Origin of the sequence: Bradyrhizobium valentinum, assembly GCF_001440405.1 — a bacterium.
GTDB classification, from domain to species: Bacteria; Pseudomonadota; Alphaproteobacteria; order Rhizobiales; family Xanthobacteraceae; genus Bradyrhizobium; species Bradyrhizobium valentinum.
The window spans coordinates 42404-57898 of the sequence record NZ_LLXX01000161.1 but is presented as its reverse complement, the minus strand read 5'-3'; the positions used below and the strand labels follow the sequence as shown (position 1 = coordinate 57898).

Here is a 15495-nt window from a genome sequence, read left to right as displayed (position 1 = left end):
CATACCGAGGTCCGAACCATGTCTTCCATCAGCGCCACGCGGCAGCGCCGCTTCTGGCTTGCGTCGAGTTTCTTTGCGCCGATCGTAACGCTTGGCATTTCTGCAGCGCATGCACAGCAAACCACATCGTCGGATCAGTTGCCGACGATCGAGGTCAATCCGCCCGGCGACGCGAACCGAACCCGAGCCAAACCCGCCACCGACCAGACCTCGACCTCGCGCCGCGTCGTGCCTCGCACATCTTCGAGGCCCGACCCCAACGCTGTTGCAGCGCCCGGCCCGGCGGCGGACTCGTTCTCGACCGGCGTAGGCGCTATCAGGCAATTCAACGGCATCGTCGGCACATCGACCGCGATCATAACAGCGCAGGATATCGCGCGTTCGCCGGCCTCCACCGTGCAGGAAATCATCGCACAAACGCCGGGCGTGCAGCTAACGTCCCTGTTTGGCGGCGTTAATGGCGCAAGGACCAGTGTCGACCTCCGTGGCTTCGGTGCGTTCGCCTCCTCCAATACCCTGCTCCTCATCAATGGACGGAGGGTCAATGACGTCGACATGCAGGGCGTGGATTTCTCGACTATTCCGCGCGATTCGATCGAGCGCATCGAGATTACCCGTGGCAACAGTGGCGCGGTGCTGTACGGCGACAATGCGGTAGGCGGCGTCATCAACATCGTCCTGAAGAACGGCGTCGGCGGCCCGCCGGTCGCAATCCGCGCTGAAGCCGGCGTCGGATCGTTCAACCAGCGGCAGGCCTCGGTTTCGGCCGCGACCAATTACGGACCATGGTCGACGTCGTTCTATGGCAACGGCATCAAGTCCGACGGCTATCGAGTCAACAACGCCCTCGACCAGCGCAATGGCGTCGGCAATTTGAACTACACTACACCCGGTCTCACCGCGTTCCTGACACTGTCAGGCGATGACCAGAAGCTCGGTTTTCCCGGCGGCCGCACGGTTGATCCGTCGATCGGCCTAAACCAACTCGTCACCGACCGCCGCGGCACCAATACCCCATTCGACTATGGCAACCAGCAGGGCGCCAATGCTACCGCCGGCTTCACCAAGACCTTGATGAACGGTGTCGACCTCATCGTCGATGGCGGCGTGCGCGACAAGAAGCAACAGGCCGGGTTCTTCGGCCTGCTGCCGACGATCCCCTTCAACTATGTCGACAGCCATCTGCAGACGTGGTCGATCACGCCCCGATTGAGCATTAAGAACGTGATGTTCGGAATGCCTTCGGCCATTCTGACTGGCATCGATTATTATGACGCGGCCTACCATTCTGAGCGTCCGGTCGCCAAAGGCATGATCCCCATTCACACCTACGATTTGTCGCAGCAAACGCTCGCCGGATACTTTCAGCAAACCATTGGACTGTTGCCGACGACAGATTTTTCATACGGCGGTCGCCTACAACGGACCACCTTGAAAGCCCGGGACATCCTCCAGAACGATCCGAACTGCGCAATATTCTTTACGTGCAGCGTCCAAAACTTCCCGCTTGACAGTGAGGAAGGCCAATACGCGCTGCATATCGGCCTCGAACATCGATTCAATAATGTCTTTTCGCTATTCGGTCGCGCCGCGCGCGCGTTCCGCACGCCGAACGTCGATGAGAGGCTCTCCTCGGGTCCCGCCTTCGACCCCTTCTTCAACGCGCTTCCCGGTGACTTCAGGCTGAAGACCCAGACCTCTCATGACATCGAGGGCGGCGTTCGCATCAAGTCCGGACCGCTCGAAGTTCAATCGAGCATCTACAACATGGACCTCGAGAACGAGCTCCAGTTCAACCCGGTGCAGCGCTTCAACGTCAATCTCGATCCGACCCGCCGCTACGGCTCGGAAACCAGCGCGTCGTTTCGTATCAGCGATACCGTGCTGCTGCGCGGCGGCATGGCCTATACCCGTGCGGTGTTCCGCGAAGGTCCGTTTGCCGGAAACGACGTTCCGCTGGTGTCCCGCTACACCGGCAGCGCCGGCGTCAGTTGGAACATCTGGCAGAACTATCTCGTCGCCGACGCCACCGTGCGCGCCTGGAGCGAGCGCTTCATGGACAACGACCAGGCCAATACCCAGCGCCTGATCCCAGCGAGCGCAACGGTCGATTTCAAGCTGAGCGGCGCGTACGAGCACTTCTTCTGGTCGATCTCCGTCAACAATATCTTCGACGCGCTGTACTACGACTACGCCGTCGCGAGCATGTTCACGCCGGGCCGCTTCTCGGCCTATCCGTTGCCCGGCCGGACCTACATGGTGAAGGTGGGCGCGACGTTCTGACCGGAATAGCCGGTTCGGCCTCCTGCCGGACCGGCTTGTCCTGACCTGACGAGACGGTATTCTCCTTTGGCATTGCCCGGGGAGAATGCCTTTTCATGCCTGAACCTCTTCCGCTCCGCAGGCGGCGATGAGCGCCGCAACTATCGATCTTTTGCAGCGGGAAATATCCAACCCCGACACGCAATGGAGCCTCGGCACCTTCGGCGCTATCGCCGAATTTTCGCGCGACCGTGGCGAACCGGTCCGCCTCGTCCAGTCGGCTGAAGCCGTTTCGGCCGTGACGCCGCGTGGCGGCATTGCCCTCAAGCCTGATGCTGCTATCCGTCCCTACGCATCGGAAGGCATCACCAAGACCGGGTGGAATCAAAAGATCGCGCTTTGCCTGCCGCAAGATGATTGCGCCATGAACCAGCGCGTCGCGCTGACCGAGGTCGGCCCCGATCATCAGGCGCCGCGTGAGGAAGATCGGGATTCGATTTTGTTCGATCTCGGTTTCGGCGCGCTGCAGGCGGATTTCTGCGTGCGTATCGCCGATCGCAATCTCGCCAGGCGTCTGCGCGACCATGTCGGCCGCGCGGTGTTTGATCACGGCAACCCTGCCATGGGCATGATCCTGGAGGCCAATCCGCATCGCGTCTTCATCAGCCGGCTCGGCCGCATCGAGGTCTATCAGCCAATCCCGCCGCCCACCGGCAAGAGCCCGGAGGGGCCGCACACCCATGTGCTGCCGAGGCTTTTGAAGAGCGGCCGAACCCATCCCGCCACCGAACCGGTGCCTGATGGGATGGTTCCCTGCGCACATCTCTATCCGCCGCATCCGGCACGGGACGGGCTGGGCGAGGCCCGGCCGTTCGACGCCGCGCGTCATCGTGCGTTTCAGCAGATGATGGCCGCGTGCGGCGATCCCGAAACGTCGGCGATCAAACAGCGCGTGGTCGAGGCGGTGCTCGCCGGCGAGCCGCCCTCGGAGATCGTCTGTGGCCGTAACGGCCGAACCGGCATCCGAGTCGCCTTGCGGCAGATGAAGGCGGAAGGGCTTGCGTCATCGGCGCTAGGCGCCTGGCTTGCCAGCTTCGATTCTGCGAGTTCCGACGAAAGCGACGACGAGGCGGCGCTTCATCACAATGGCTAATTTGGCAAGAAACCGGGCCTTTTTCGATCGAAAATAACCTCGTCTGCGCCCCGATCCGTGGTAAACCGCCCCGAGACCGCTCGACGATATCTGTCGTGATTTCAGAGGTATGACATGGACGATGAGCCGAAGAGCGCTGCCGAACTGAAAGAGATCAGGTTAAATCGCAAGCGCGCCCAGGAAGTCGAAGGCATAAAGGCGATGGCCGAGATTGCCGCCGCCGATGTCGCCATCCGAAAGCGAACCGAGAAGCTGCGTGCGCTACGTCTGGCGAAGGAAGCGGCCGACCGCGAAAACCCGCCGGAACCGACGGTCAAAAGCAAGGCCAAGACCAGGACCGCGAAAAGAGGCTGACTTGAAATGACGAAAGAGGATCGTGATCGCGCCCAGGCACGCGCCGACAAGATGGCAAAGGCCGCCGAGGACGCAAGATCCGGCAAGGCCGAACGCGACGCCTCCGCCAAGGCGGTGCTCGACAATATGGCGAAGTTAAAGGCGTTGCGGCTTGCGCGCGAAGCAGCCGAGCCGCAACGCGCTCCCGCCGCCCGGGCGGCCGCAAAGAAGCCTCGCGCCGGCACCAAGCGGCAAGGCGAGAAGCCGGTGGCCCTGTCCGAGTGGCTGGCGAGCCAGCAAAACGGCGGACGGCGAACCTGAGGTCGGACGCTTGCGGGCGTCTCGTCATGCCCGGGGCAAAAGCGCGAAGCGTGTCTTCGCGCTGGACGTCCCCGGGGCATCGCTGGATGTCCCCCGGGGCATCCACGTCCTTGGCTGCAACGTCTGGGAAAGACGTGGATGGCCGGGACGAAGCCCGGCCATGACGACAAGTAAAGTCGGATGTCTGCCGCGTTACGCCGGCCCCGGCCAGTCGATCATCGACCGCGTCTTGTTCTCGGCGTCGTAGACCTGCACCTGAAGCATCTGAAACCGGTTCTTCAAGGCCATGCCCGCCTCTTCGGCAGCCTCCACCGTGTCGTGATGTGATTTGAAATGACCGTCCACCACCAGCGAGTATCCGGTGGTCGGCGCCTTGTCGGCGCGAATGGTCTTGCGCGGCTGCGGTTCGTCCGCCGCAGGGCGGGGCTTCTTCATGCTGGCTCCGTATGTGAGCGCCCTTTCGACTGAACGCCGCAAAAAGGGCAGGAAAACTTGCGTGGCCGGCGTTAAAATGCCGGTCGAACGCGATCAGATCGAGGTCATGCCGATACTCCGAATCGGCATGCAGAGCAACGCCGATTGATCCGGCGAAAAAGGAATCACATGGGCGGAACTGGCAGGAAGAGCGAGCCTCCGAAAAAGGGCGACGACAAACCTAAGAAGCCGGAGCACGTTCCAGTCGAGGACGATGACTACGAGGACGGCGACATCGCCACGCCGAAGCGTGATCGCACGGACAATGAGAATGAGCCGTTGTGAGTCGCGGCACACAAAGGTGTCATCGTCCGCGAAAGCAGGCGATCCAGTACGCCGAGGCCTTTGCGTAGAACATCAGCGCCGCGCAATACTGGATCGCCCTGTCAAGCAGGGCGATGACACCTATGTTTGACCAAAATCTTCACCCTCAATCATCCGGATACTCCGGAGATCGAGCAGATGCGCGCCAAAGCCGCCGCGCGCGAGTTTGAGTGCTGACTCCGGCGAGGCCAGCAGTACTGCGGCCGTTACCGCAAGCGGCACGACGCTGATCCAGTCCGCTTTCACCGGCGTGAGTTCTTCCGTGCTGCCGGCATAAGGCCCGCTGACTGCTGCGAGGCATCGGCATTCCCTGAGAATGTCGGACCGCGTACCGCCACGCGCCGCGCACCCGAGCAGCGCCTGCATCGCCAGATGCGTGAGCACGCCCTCGCGTCCCTCGGGCAGCGCCGCCGGCGTCTCGCCCAGCGAGAGCAAAAGCAAGAGCCCGACCAGATCGACACCGGCGCGATACGCGTTCATCGGCTCGACCAAACGCGGATTACAATCGATCAGCAACGGCGCGCCACCATCATAGGGCATGATGTAGTCGATCGACAACGCACCGTGCCAATCGAGCGCCTGTCCGACCTTTTCGAGATGAGCGCGAACGGCAGGCCGCTTCACGCTTTGCTTGATCGCCTCGCCGCCGCCCACGCCGACCATCACCTGCCGATAGGCGTGAAAGCCGATCATTTGCCCGCGGCAAAATACCGACTGCGCCTTCTCGGTCGTGCCCGCGACAAGGTCTTGCACCAAAATCTCGTCAGCAAATGCATCGCGGGTGCCGAGATCGTGCACCGCGCTTTCGAGATCGTCGGCATTGCGCATGAACCAGATGCCGCGGCTCGCGGTGCCGACCGAAGTTTTGATGACGGCAGGAAGTCGGACCACTTCACGCAATTGCTGCGCCGACGTCACGATTTGCGTCGGCGGCTGCGGCAGTCCCAACCGATCGAGCAGCCGGCTGAAGCCGGCCTTGCTGTGCGCCGTGCGGTAGCTCTCGAAGCCCGGCAGCGCCAGACCGGCACGGCCTTCGATACGCTGCTTCGCCCGGGCAAATAAAAATCCCTGCTCATGCGTCGGCAGCAGAACATCGAATTTCCCGTCGGCCAGTCGCTGCTCGATGAACGCCAGATAAGCGGCGGGGTCACCCCGCAATCCGGGGCAACGATGAAACTTCCGGACGAAGCCCGAGAACCGCGAAAGGCACCACGGCGAGGGATCGCAGACCTCGATGTGATGGCCGGCGAGACCCAGAATCGTAATCGCCTCCCGCCCCGAGGTAGAGGAACCTTCGGAGACGAGCACCCGGAGCGATCTGGCGGCATCAGGCATGCCGGATCATTGCCGCGCCGGGCCGCCTTTGTCTCCCGATTTAATGATGCAATTGGCGTGTCCCTGCCCTCCGCCGGGGCAGCCATGCAGCGGTATTCATGGACAAATGACGGCCGGACTATATTTTCGCCGCTGCCTGGAGCCCTTTCCGTTCCGATGGAATCGGAAAGGGGCTCTAGATTTTTGATTTGACGCGTTTTCTTGACGCGAACCGGTCCCGACCCGGATCAAGTCCGGGGGCATGCTTCGCTGGAAAACGCTCCAGTCGGGCCGGAAGTGACACGGGAATTTGAGCTGACATGGTCGACATTCTGGCCGCACCGCAACAAGCCAAGTCGGACACTTCGCTGCGTACGCTGGCGGCGATTTCGGTCTCGCATTGGGTCAGCCATTTCCATCTCTTCGTGCTGCCGATGCTGTTTCCGTTCCTGAAGGTGCAGCTTGGCGTCGGCTATATCGAACTCGGTTTTGCGCTGACTGTGTTCGGCGTCGTCTCCGGCCTGACGCAGGCTCCGATCGGCTATCTTGCCGACCATATCGGCGCGCGAAAAGTGCTGCTGATCGGCCTTACCGTCGGCGGCCTGGCGCTGATCATGCTGGGCCTGCATCTGAGCTACGTTTCGCTGATCGTCTGCGCCGCCCTGCTCGGCCTCGCCAACAGCGTCTATCACCCGTGCGACTATGCGATCCTGTCGACGCATATGGATGAAGCGCGGATGGGCCGTGCGTTTTCGGTCCACACGTTTGCAGGCTTCCTAGGCGGCGCGGTGGCGCCTGCGATCATGGCCGCGCTGGTGGCTGTTGTCGGCGGGCTCGGCGCGCTGATCGTGGCCGGCGCTGTCGGCCCTGTTGTGGCGCTGCTATTGATCGCCGTCCGCATTCCCGATGCGAGTTCGGCCGATCGCAAGACCGATGGCGCGCCGGCGCCGCAGCAGAGCATCGTGACGCCGGCCATCATCGTGCTGACGCTCTTCTTCATGCTGCTCGGCCTGTCCAATGCCGGCATCAGCAATTTCGGCGTCGTCGCGCTGATGAGCGGCTATGGCGTGACTTTCTCGACTGCCAATATCGCGCTGACCGCCTTTCTCGGCGCCAGCGCGGCCGGCGTGCTGGCCGGCGGTTATCTCGCCGACCGCACCAAGCGCCACGGCAATGTCGCCGCCGCGTGCTTTGCCATCAACGCCGTCATCATATCAATCATTGCGACGATCAACCTGCCGTCGGTCGTTCTGACTTTCGCCATGGGGCTGGCCGGATTCCTCGGCGGGGTCATCGCGCCCTCGCGCGACATGCTGGTCCGCAACGCCGCACCGGCGGGCGCGGCAGGCCGCGCGTTCGGCATCGTCTCGACCGGCTTCAACTTCAGCGGCATCCTCAGCCCGCTATTGTTCGGCTGGATCATGGACCAGAGCCTGCCGCATTGGGTGTTCGGTGCGTCCGTCGCCTTCATGGTGCTGACGGTCCTGCTGGCGCTGGTGACCGACCGCAAGCCGGCGGAACCCGGCAAGGCGTAAACGCTAGTGACGCATTCCTGAGCCTCATCCCCAGCGGTTGACTGCGCGGGGGGACGTCGGATGATGCGCCAACAAAAACCAGAACCGGGATGGAAGCCATGACCTCGACCCCCGACCTCGTGATCCGCGGCGGCACCGTTGCCGATGGAAAGGGCGGCGAATTGTTCGAAGCTGATGTGGCTATCACCGGCGACCGCATCACCGAAGTCGGCAAGGTCGCCGCGAAGGGCAAGGAAGAGATCGACGCCAAGGGCAAGCTGGTCGCGCCCGGCTTTGTCGACGTCCACACCCATTATGACGGCCAGGTCACCTGGAGCCAGGACATCACGCCCTCGTCCCAGAACGGCGTCACGACGGCGATCATGGGCAATTGCGGCGTTGGTTTCGCACCGTGCCGTCCGGCCGACCACATCAGGCTGATCCAGTTGATGGAAGGCGTCGAGGACATCCCCGAGCCGGTGTTGAGCGCCGGCATTCCCTGGGCCTGGGAAAGTTTTCCCGATTACATGGAGTGGCTGTCGAAGCGGAGCTTTGACATGGATATCGGCGCGCAACTGCCGCACGCCGCCTTGCGCGTTTACGTGATGGGCGAACGCGGCGCGCGGCGCGATCCGTCGACACCAGAAGACAACAAGGCGATGGCAGCACTGGCTGCTGATGCGGTGCGATCAGGCGCGCTCGGCTTCTCGACGTCGCGCACATTGAATCATCGCACATCGACCGGCGATTTCACACCGACACTGAAAGCCGGCGAGGACGAGCTGACCGCGATCGCTGCTGCCATGCACGCGCAAGGCCGTAGCGTCTTTCAGTTCGTGCTCGATCTTTCCGGAATGGACGAAGATCTGCCGATGATGCTGCGAGTGGCGGCGAACACGAAGATCCCGGTATCGTTCTCGATCACGCAGAACGACAGAGCGCCGCAGCGTTGGCGGCAGACGCTCGACACCATCAGAGAGGCTTCCGCACGCGGGCTTTCGATCACCGCGCAGATCGCCGCCCGCCCGGTTGGGCTGATGCTCGGGCTGGAATTGTCGCGCAACCCGTTCCAGACCCATCCGAGCTACCAAGCGATTGCGCATCTGCCGCTCACCGAGCGGCTCGCGCGGCTGCGCCAGCCCGATGTACGCAAGGCGATCCTGAGCGAGCACGCCACCGCAACTGACGATCCGCTGTTCTTCCGGCCGGACTACGACAAGATGTATCTGCTCGGAAACCCGCCGGATTACGAGCAGCCGCCGGAGAACGCCCTGGGCGCGCAGGCGCGCCGCCGGGGTAAACAGCCGGAAGAGCTCGCCTATGACGCAATGCTGACGGACGAAGGCCGCGGCATGCTCTATGTGCCATTCCTCAACTATGCCGACGGCAATCTCGATGCGACGCGTGAGATGCTGCGCGATCCTAATGCCGTGCCCGGGCTCTCCGATGGCGGCGCGCATTGTGGCATCATCTGCGACGCCAGCTTCCCGACCTATCTCCTGACACACTGGACCCGCGACCGCACCCGCGGCGAGAAACTGTCGATCCCGTTCGTGGTGGCGGCGCAGTCGCGCAAGACCGCGCTCTCGGTCGGCCTCTACGATCGCGGCGTGATCGCCCCTGGCTTCAAGGCCGACGTCAACGTGATCGACTACGATCGCCTGCACCTGCATCCACCAGAAGTGCATTACGACCTGCCGGTCGGCGGCCGCCGTCTGATGCAGCAGGTCGACGGTTACGACGCCACCATCGTCTCCGGCGTGGTGACGCAGCGCGGCGGCAAGGCCACCGGCGCGCGCCCAGGTAAACTGGTGCGCGGCGCGCAGGGCGGTAAGCCGCAGATGGACGCGGCGGCGAGTTAGCGAACACAAACACCGCTGTCGTCCCTGCGAACGCAGGGACCCATACGCCGCGGCCCATCGAATTAGACGATGTGGCAGACGCCTTGCACAAGACAATCAACACCAGTGGTTATGGGTCCCTGCGTGCGCAGGGACGACGAGAGGGTTGTTGCTCCAACCCTCACGCAAATTTCGGCTGCGCGGCCACCTGGGCGATCAACCTTTTGCGCTCGGAATTCGGCCAGAGCAGCAACAGCCCGAGCAGGCCCGACGCCGCCATGATCACGGCGTTGATGGTGAACCCGGTCATGTAGCCGTCGAGCGGCACCGCCGCATTCTGGATCACGGCGCCCATCACGAACGGCGCGATCATTCCCGCCAGCGTATAGATCGCGCCATAGATCGCGAGCACGGCGCCTCGCTGCTGCACCGGCGTGAATTCGCCGAGCATCGGCGGACAGACGACATAGATCGAGCCGCAGAGCCCGGAGCCGACCACGAGGAATGCGATCTGCCATCCCGCGCCGTTGACGTACGGCAGTACCGCGAGGATCAGCCCGCCGACGATCAAGGGCACCGACCCGAGCACGCCGCGAGCGCCGCGCGTGGTGTATCCACGCGTCAGCATCACCTGCGAAATCCAACCCGTCAGCAGCACGATCGTGGCGCCGAACACCCAAGGCAGCACCGAAACCCAGCCTGCATCCTTTTGCGAGAAGCCGAGCCCCTTGACGATGAAGGGCGTGAACCAGGTCAACCCGAGCGACAGCGCCCAATAGGCGCCGAAGGTCGCCGCGCAGCAGCCGATGAACGTCCGCGAAGTCAGAAGCTGGAAATAGGGAACGTGCGGATCGGCTGCGGCCATCGCGACCGTCTGTACCAACGGTCCTTCCTTGCCCATCACCAGCCACGCCGCCACCCACATCAGGCCGACCACGCCGAGCGCGCCAAAGGCGTAGTGCCAGCTATGATTGACGATGATCCAGTTCAGCGCCGGCACGGCGAGGATAACGCCGAAAGCCGAGCCTTGCGAGAGAATGGCAGTCGGCAGCGTTCGCTTCTCGTCGGGAAACCATTTGTAGACGGCATGCGCCGCCACGGCGAACGCCGGCCCCTCGCCGGCGCCGAGAATGATGCGGCAGATCACGAGCGTCGTGAAACCAACGGTGCCGACCATCGGAAACTGCGCCACCGACCAGATCACCGCCATCGCCAGCAGCACCCAGCGGGTGTCGATGCGATTGACGATGAAGCCGACGACGATGGCCGAGATCGAAAACAGGAAGAAGAACGAGGAGCCGAGGAAGCCGAACTGCTCCGGCGAAAGTTTCAACTCGTCCATGATCGGAGCGCCGGCGAGACCGACCACGATCTTGTCGGCAAAGTTCACCAGCATGAACAGAAACAGCAGGAAGGTGATTTTCCAAGCGCCCTTGGGCGTCCCCTTGGGCGTCGGTTGCGCGGTCATGGCTGCTTCCCCGTTTGTCTTTGCTGGCTCTGTAGGATCGGCCGGTTCCAATGGTACAAGGGGGCTTACAGGCAAGGCAACCGGGATTTTTCCGCAAGGCCTCCGCTCCGCAACTGCCGGCTGCTACGACAGACGCACGCCATAACCGGATCACGATCACGTCGCGGCGCGAATTGAGGTCGTGATCCGGGGCGTCCGCCCTGATATGTTGCATGCCATCACGTCAGGGGATTTTCATGGTCAGATCGGTCCATCGTCGCGCATGACCAACGGCAGTCCCAGTGTGACCGGACAGGTGCTTCACGTGACTGGCCTGACCAAGAGCTACCGCACAGCCGGTGAAAAGGTCGCGGTGCTGCGCGGGGTGAACCTGACGGTCGCCGCGGGCGAGAGCGTCGCGCTGACAGGTGAATCCGGCAGTGGCAAAAGCACGCTTTTGCACCTGATCGCGGGCCTCGACGCAGCCGATGACGGCGAGATCAGGCTGGCCGACGCACAGGTCTGCGAACTTAACGATGCTGCCCGGGCGGAATTGCGCCGCGACCGGCTCGGCCTGGTGTTTCAGCAATTCAACCTGATCCCGAGCCTCACGGTGGAGGACAACCTCGTCTTCCAGTCGCGCATCGCCGGCCGTCACGATCCGGCCTGGCACCACGAGCTGGTGGAGCGGCTCGGGCTCGGCAACTTCCTGAAACGCTATCCCGAACAACTGTCCGGCGGCCAGCAGCAGCGCGTTGCGATCGGCCGGGCATTGGCAGTGAAGCCGCTGCTGCTGCTCGCAGACGAGCCGACCGGCAATCTCGACGAGGACACCGCCGACGAGGTGCTGGCGCTGGCGCGCGATCTGGTGACGCGCAGCGGCTGCGGGTTTCTGATGGTGACCCACAGCGTAAGGCTGGCCGTAACCCTCGACCGGCAGGTTAACCTCCATGCCGGGGTGATCGCGTGAAACGCGCGCTGTGGACGCTGGCCGTGCTGCTGAGCCATTGGCGGCGGCATCCGATGCAGCTTGCGACTTTGCTTATCGGATTGATCTCGGCGACCGCGCTGTGGAGCGGCGTGCAGGCGCTCAATCAGCAGGCGCGCAACTCCTACGATCGCGCCGCCGCCACCTTTGGCGGCACGCGCACCGCCATGCTGGTCGCCAATAGCGGCGTAAGCTTTCCACAACAACTCTTTGTCGACTTGCGCCGTGCCGGCTGGCCTGTTTCGCCGGTGATTGAGGGCCGCATCCAGATCGAAGGGCGATCGTTCCGCCTATTGGGGATCGAGCCAGTGACGCTGCCCGCGGAAGTCGGCAACGCGCCCACGATCGGCAAGGCCAATCTGCAATCCTTCATGACGCCGCCGGGCGAAATGCTGGTGGCGCCGGAAACGCTTTCCGATCTCAAGCTAGCGGAGGGCGCGCGCCCGCAGGCCAATGACGCATTGCTGCCGCCGCTTCGCGTGCAGCCGAACCTGGTGCCCGGCGTGCTGGTCGTCGACATCGGCATCGCGCAAAATCTCCTGAAAATGCCGGATCAGCTCTCGCGCCTCCTGATCGGCAAGACGGCGGGCAAGCGCGCATCGCTCGAAAGCATTACCGGCGACAAGCTTCGCTTGATCGAACCCGATGCGGAGACCGACCTCGAACGCCTGACCGACAGTTTTCACCTGAACCTGACCGCCTTCGGGCTGTTGTCATTCGTTGTCGGCCTGTTCATCGTCAATTCGGCGATCGGGCTTGCATTCGAGCAACGCCTGCCGGTATTGCGCACGCTCCGCGCCTGCGGCGTCTCGGCGCGGATGCTCAACGTCGTGCTGGTGGCCGAACTGGTGTCGCTGGCGCTGGTCGCCGGGTTGCTTGGACTGGCGTGCGGCTATTTCATCGCCGCGGCATTGTTGCCGGATGTCGCAGCCTCCCTGCGCGGGCTCTACGGCGCGCAGATTCCGGGACACCTGACGCTGAAGCCGCAATGGTGGTTCGCGGGCATCGCCATCAGTATTCTCGGCGCGCTCGCCGCGGCGGCCGCCAGCCTGACCAAGGCGCTGCGGCTGCCGCTGCTCGCCACCGCCCAGCCTTTCGCCTGGCAACAGGCGCAGAGGCGCTGGCTGACCTATCAGAGCGCGCTGGCGTTCGCGGCATTCGCCGCAGCTGGCGCCTTTCTGTTGTTTGGCGATTCCCTGCTTTCGGGTTTTGCCGTGCTCGCGGCGCTGATGCTCGGCGCGGCGCTGATCCTGCCGACGTTTCTGGAGCTCATGCTTTCGCTTGGTCAGCACTATGCAAGACAGCCGGTCGGCATCTGGTTCTGGGCCGACAGCCGCCAGCAATTATCGGGATTGTCGCTCGCGCTGATGGCGCTGTTGCTTGCGCTTGCCGTGAATGTCGGCGTCTCCACCATGGTCGAGAGTTTCAGCCGCACCTTCCTGGTCTGGCTCGACGGTCGGCTGGCGGCGGACGTCTATGTCAACGCCGCCAACGACGCACAGGCGACCGAGATCAAGGCATGGCTGCGCGAGCGCCCCGAGGTCAAGGCGATCCTGCCCGGCGGCCGTGCCGATACGCAATTGGCGGGCGCGCCGATCGAGGTACTGGGCCTACCTGATCATGCCACCTATCGCGACAACTGGCCGCTGCTGCAATCGACTGAGGATGCCTGGAACAAGCTTCGTCCGGGCGACGCGGCGCTCGTCAGCGAACAACTGGCGCGGCGCCTGCACCTCGCGGTCGGCGACCGCATCGAGGTGCCGGCGTCGGGCGGAAACTGGACGCTCAACGTGGTCGGCATCTATGCCGATTACGGCAACCCCAAGGGCCAGATCGCGGTGAACTTCGCCGCGCTGACCCGGCGCTATCCGGAAATCCCGCTGACGCGCATGGGATTGCGGGTCGCTTCAGAAAAGATCCCGACGCTGATCTCGGCGCTGCAGGAAAAGTTCGCTCTCGATAATCGCAATGTCGCCGATCAGGCGACGATGAAGGCGGAATCGACGCGGATCTTCAACCGCACCTTTGCGGTGACCGCCGCGCTGAACGCCTTCACGCTTGGCGTTGCCGGCGTCGCGCTGTTGACCAGCCTGCTGACGCTTGCCAATTCCCGCCTGCCGCAACTGGCGCCGCTATGGGCGCTCGGCATCACGCGGCGGCGGCTGGCGGTCATCGAACTTCTCAAGACGATGTCGGTGGCGCTGATCACCACCATTTTCGCGCTTCCGCTCGGTCTGCTTGTCGCGTGGTGTCTGCTCGCGGTCGTCAACGTCAAGGCGTTCGGCTGGCGGCTGCCGTTTCACGTCTTCCCGACGCAATTGCTGTGGCTCGCAGGCGTCGCGATGGCGGCCGCACTTGCGGCAGCCGCGCTCCCCGTCATCAGGCTGGCGCGCATGCAGCCCGCCAGCCTGATCAGGATCTTTGCCAATGAACGGTAGCGGCCCGATCACCCGGCGCGGCTTCGTCGGCGGCGCGCTGCTCGCCGGATTCGGCGGCAAGGCGTTCGCGCAAGGCTTCGCCGGGCTCGGCGAAAGCGCGGATGGATTCGCGTCCGTCGTGCCGGGCAGAACGTTCGCATTTCCCGCCGACCATGGGCCACACCCGGAATTCCGCATCGAGTGGTGGTATGTGACGGCCAATCTCGCCGATGCCAACGGTGTTGCCTACGGCGCCCAATGGACGCTGTTTCGCCAGGCGATCGCGGCGGGCGGGCCGCAGGAAGGCTGGGCCAACCAGCAAATCTGGATGGGCCACGCCGCCGTCACCCGCGCCGATACCCATCGCTTCAGCCAGACGTTCGCGCGCGGCGGTGTCGGCCAGGCCGGCGTGGAGGCTGAGCCGTTTCACGCCTGGATCGATGCCTGGGAGATGCGCCGGCTCGTACCAGTGAATGGTGAGAATATCGCACCACTGGAGCTGAAAGCTGCTGGCGCCGATTTCAGCTACGCGCTGCGCCTTGATGCGGATCGCCCGCTGGTGCTGCAGGGCGACGGCGGCTACAGCCGAAAATCGTTGCGCGAGCAGGCCTCCTACTACTACAGCCAGCCGCATTATACGGCGAAGGGCATCCTCACCATTGACGACAGGCCCGTCGACGTCACCGGGATGGCCTGGCTCGATCGCGAGTGGAGCAGCCAGCCGCTGGCCTCGGATCAAAGCGGATGGGACTGGCTCTCGCTGCATTTCAGCGCCGGCGACAAATTGATGCTGTACCGGATGCGCCAGGCTGACGGCCAGCATTACGGCTCGGGCAAGTGGATCGCGCCCGATGGCAAGACCGAACTGCTCGTCTCAGCAGACATCATAATGACGCCACTGAACTTCACCGAAATCGAGAAGCGAAAGATACCGACGACATGGCGTATCGCCATTCCGAGGATGGCGCTGTCGATCGAATGCACGCCGCTGAACGCCCGAAGCTGGATGGGCACGATCTTCCCCTATTGGGAAGGCCCGATCCGCTTTGCAGGCAGCCATACAGGGGTGGGCTATCTGGAAATGACGGGCTATTAAGCCGCCGCACC

Annotated in this window: 14 protein-coding genes; 11 read left to right on the top strand and 3 right to left on the bottom strand. The window is 63.5% G+C overall.

The window, feature by feature from the left end:
* Positions 1-18 precede the first annotated feature (18 nt).
* The 4 genes from CP49_RS28485 (at position 19) to CP49_RS28470 (ending at position 4069) form a co-directional block, all read left to right on the top strand.
* On the top strand, positions 19-2283 hold the full coding sequence (locus CP49_RS28485; RefSeq protein ID WP_057853457.1) for a TonB-dependent receptor: 2265 nt from the start codon (positions 19-21) through the stop codon (positions 2281-2283).
* Positions 2284-2410: 127 nt separating this feature from the next.
* Positions 2411-3415: a DUF6925 family protein gene (locus CP49_RS28480; protein ID WP_057853456.1), complete on the top strand. Its 1005-nt coding sequence runs from the start codon at positions 2411-2413 to the stop codon at positions 3413-3415.
* Positions 3416-3529: 114 nt separating this feature from the next.
* The gene (locus CP49_RS28475; RefSeq protein WP_063791793.1) at positions 3530-3769 is read left to right on the top strand and encodes a hypothetical protein; all 240 of its coding nucleotides are present in this window, start codon (positions 3530-3532) and stop codon (positions 3767-3769) included.
* A 6-nt stretch (positions 3770-3775) separates the two neighbouring features.
* Positions 3776-4069, top strand: a complete 294-nt coding sequence (locus CP49_RS28470) for a hypothetical protein (RefSeq protein WP_063791792.1) — start codon at positions 3776-3778, stop codon at positions 4067-4069.
* Between the two features lie 192 nt (positions 4070-4261).
* Here CP49_RS28470 and CP49_RS28465 read toward each other — a convergent pair whose 3' ends face one another.
* A complete protein-coding gene (locus tag CP49_RS28465) occupies positions 4262-4504 on the bottom strand; it encodes a hypothetical protein (protein WP_057853455.1) in 243 nt (80 codons plus the stop codon).
* On the opposite strand from CP49_RS28465, the gene CP49_RS45305 reads away from it, so the two are divergent.
* Complete coding sequence (locus CP49_RS45305) at positions 4503-4652, top strand: hypothetical protein (RefSeq protein WP_156438709.1); 150 nt, start codon at positions 4503-4505, stop codon at positions 4650-4652. The two genes, CP49_RS28465 and CP49_RS45305, sit on opposite strands and share 2 nt — an antisense overlap.
* A gap of 20 nt (positions 4653-4672) precedes the next feature.
* Positions 4673-4828 carry a hypothetical protein gene (locus CP49_RS46380; RefSeq protein WP_197423266.1) on the top strand — a complete coding sequence of 52 codons (156 nt, stop codon included), beginning with the start codon at positions 4673-4675 and terminating at the stop codon, positions 4826-4828.
* 120 nt (positions 4829-4948) lie between these two features.
* On the opposite strand, the gene CP49_RS28460 is transcribed toward CP49_RS46380, so the two are convergent.
* Positions 4949-6202: an ATP-grasp domain-containing protein gene (locus CP49_RS28460; protein WP_057853454.1), complete on the bottom strand. Its 1254-nt coding sequence runs from the start codon at positions 6200-6202 to the stop codon at positions 4949-4951.
* Positions 6203-6501: 299 nt separating this feature from the next.
* Here CP49_RS28460 and CP49_RS28455 point away from each other — a divergent pair, with 299 nt between their 5' ends.
* Together CP49_RS28455 and CP49_RS28450 are read left to right on the top strand one after the other, a co-directional pair.
* A complete protein-coding gene (locus CP49_RS28455; protein ID WP_057853453.1) occupies positions 6502-7716 on the top strand; it encodes an MFS transporter in 1215 nt (404 codons plus the stop codon).
* A gap of 98 nt (positions 7717-7814) precedes the next feature.
* Positions 7815-9557, top strand: a complete 1743-nt coding sequence (locus tag CP49_RS28450; protein ID WP_057853541.1) for an N-acyl-D-amino-acid deacylase family protein — start codon at positions 7815-7817, stop codon at positions 9555-9557.
* Between the two features lie 160 nt (positions 9558-9717).
* Here CP49_RS28450 and CP49_RS28445 read toward each other — a convergent pair whose 3' ends face one another.
* A complete protein-coding gene (locus tag CP49_RS28445; RefSeq protein WP_057853452.1) occupies positions 9718-11004 on the bottom strand; it encodes an MFS transporter in 1287 nt (428 codons plus the stop codon).
* A 262-nt stretch (positions 11005-11266) separates the two neighbouring features.
* On the opposite strand from CP49_RS28445, the gene CP49_RS28440 reads away from it, so the two are divergent.
* The 3 genes from CP49_RS28440 to CP49_RS28430 are packed head-to-tail and all read left to right on the top strand — an operon-like array spanning position 11267 to position 15484.
* A complete protein-coding gene (locus CP49_RS28440; RefSeq protein WP_197423265.1) occupies positions 11267-11953 on the top strand; it encodes an ABC transporter ATP-binding protein in 687 nt (228 codons plus the stop codon).
* Positions 11950-14409 (top strand): ABC transporter permease, encoded by a 2460-nt coding sequence (locus tag CP49_RS28435; RefSeq protein WP_057853451.1) that lies wholly within the window; start codon positions 11950-11952, stop codon positions 14407-14409. Before CP49_RS28440 ends, CP49_RS28435 begins: the two co-directional genes overlap by 4 nt.
* On the top strand, positions 14399-15484 hold the full coding sequence (locus CP49_RS28430; RefSeq protein WP_057853450.1) for a lipocalin-like domain-containing protein: 1086 nt from the start codon (positions 14399-14401) through the stop codon (positions 15482-15484). Before CP49_RS28435 ends, CP49_RS28430 begins: the two co-directional genes overlap by 11 nt.
* Positions 15485-15495 lie beyond the last annotated feature (11 nt).

Excerpts from the sequence above, each read along its gene's own strand:
- CP49_RS28480 (WP_057853456.1), top strand. The coding sequence starts at position 2,411 with ATGAGCGCCGCAACTATCGATCTTTTGCAGCGGGAAATATCCAACCCC.
- CP49_RS28445 (WP_057853452.1), bottom strand. The coding sequence starts at position 11,004 with ATGACCGCGCAACCGACGCCCAAGGGGACGCCCAAGGGCGCTTGGAAA.
- CP49_RS28470 (WP_063791792.1), top strand. The coding sequence starts at position 3,776 with ATGACGAAAGAGGATCGTGATCGCGCCCAGGCACGCGCCGACAAGATG.
- CP49_RS46380 (WP_197423266.1), top strand. The coding sequence starts at position 4,673 with ATGGGCGGAACTGGCAGGAAGAGCGAGCCTCCGAAAAAGGGCGACGAC.
- CP49_RS28460 (WP_057853454.1), bottom strand. The coding sequence starts at position 6,202 with ATGCCTGATGCCGCCAGATCGCTCCGGGTGCTCGTCTCCGAAGGTTCC.
- CP49_RS28440 (WP_197423265.1), top strand. The coding sequence starts at position 11,267 with ATGACCAACGGCAGTCCCAGTGTGACCGGACAGGTGCTTCACGTGACT.
- CP49_RS28450 (WP_057853541.1), top strand. The coding sequence starts at position 7,815 with ATGACCTCGACCCCCGACCTCGTGATCCGCGGCGGCACCGTTGCCGAT.
- CP49_RS28475 (WP_063791793.1), top strand. The coding sequence starts at position 3,530 with ATGGACGATGAGCCGAAGAGCGCTGCCGAACTGAAAGAGATCAGGTTA.
- CP49_RS28430 (WP_057853450.1), top strand. The coding sequence starts at position 14,399 with ATGAACGGTAGCGGCCCGATCACCCGGCGCGGCTTCGTCGGCGGCGCG.
- CP49_RS45305 (WP_156438709.1), top strand. The coding sequence starts at position 4,503 with ATGCTGGCTCCGTATGTGAGCGCCCTTTCGACTGAACGCCGCAAAAAG.
- CP49_RS28465 (WP_057853455.1), bottom strand. The coding sequence starts at position 4,504 with ATGAAGAAGCCCCGCCCTGCGGCGGACGAACCGCAGCCGCGCAAGACC.
- CP49_RS28485 (WP_057853457.1), top strand. The coding sequence starts at position 19 with ATGTCTTCCATCAGCGCCACGCGGCAGCGCCGCTTCTGGCTTGCGTCG.
- CP49_RS28455 (WP_057853453.1), top strand. The coding sequence starts at position 6,502 with ATGGTCGACATTCTGGCCGCACCGCAACAAGCCAAGTCGGACACTTCG.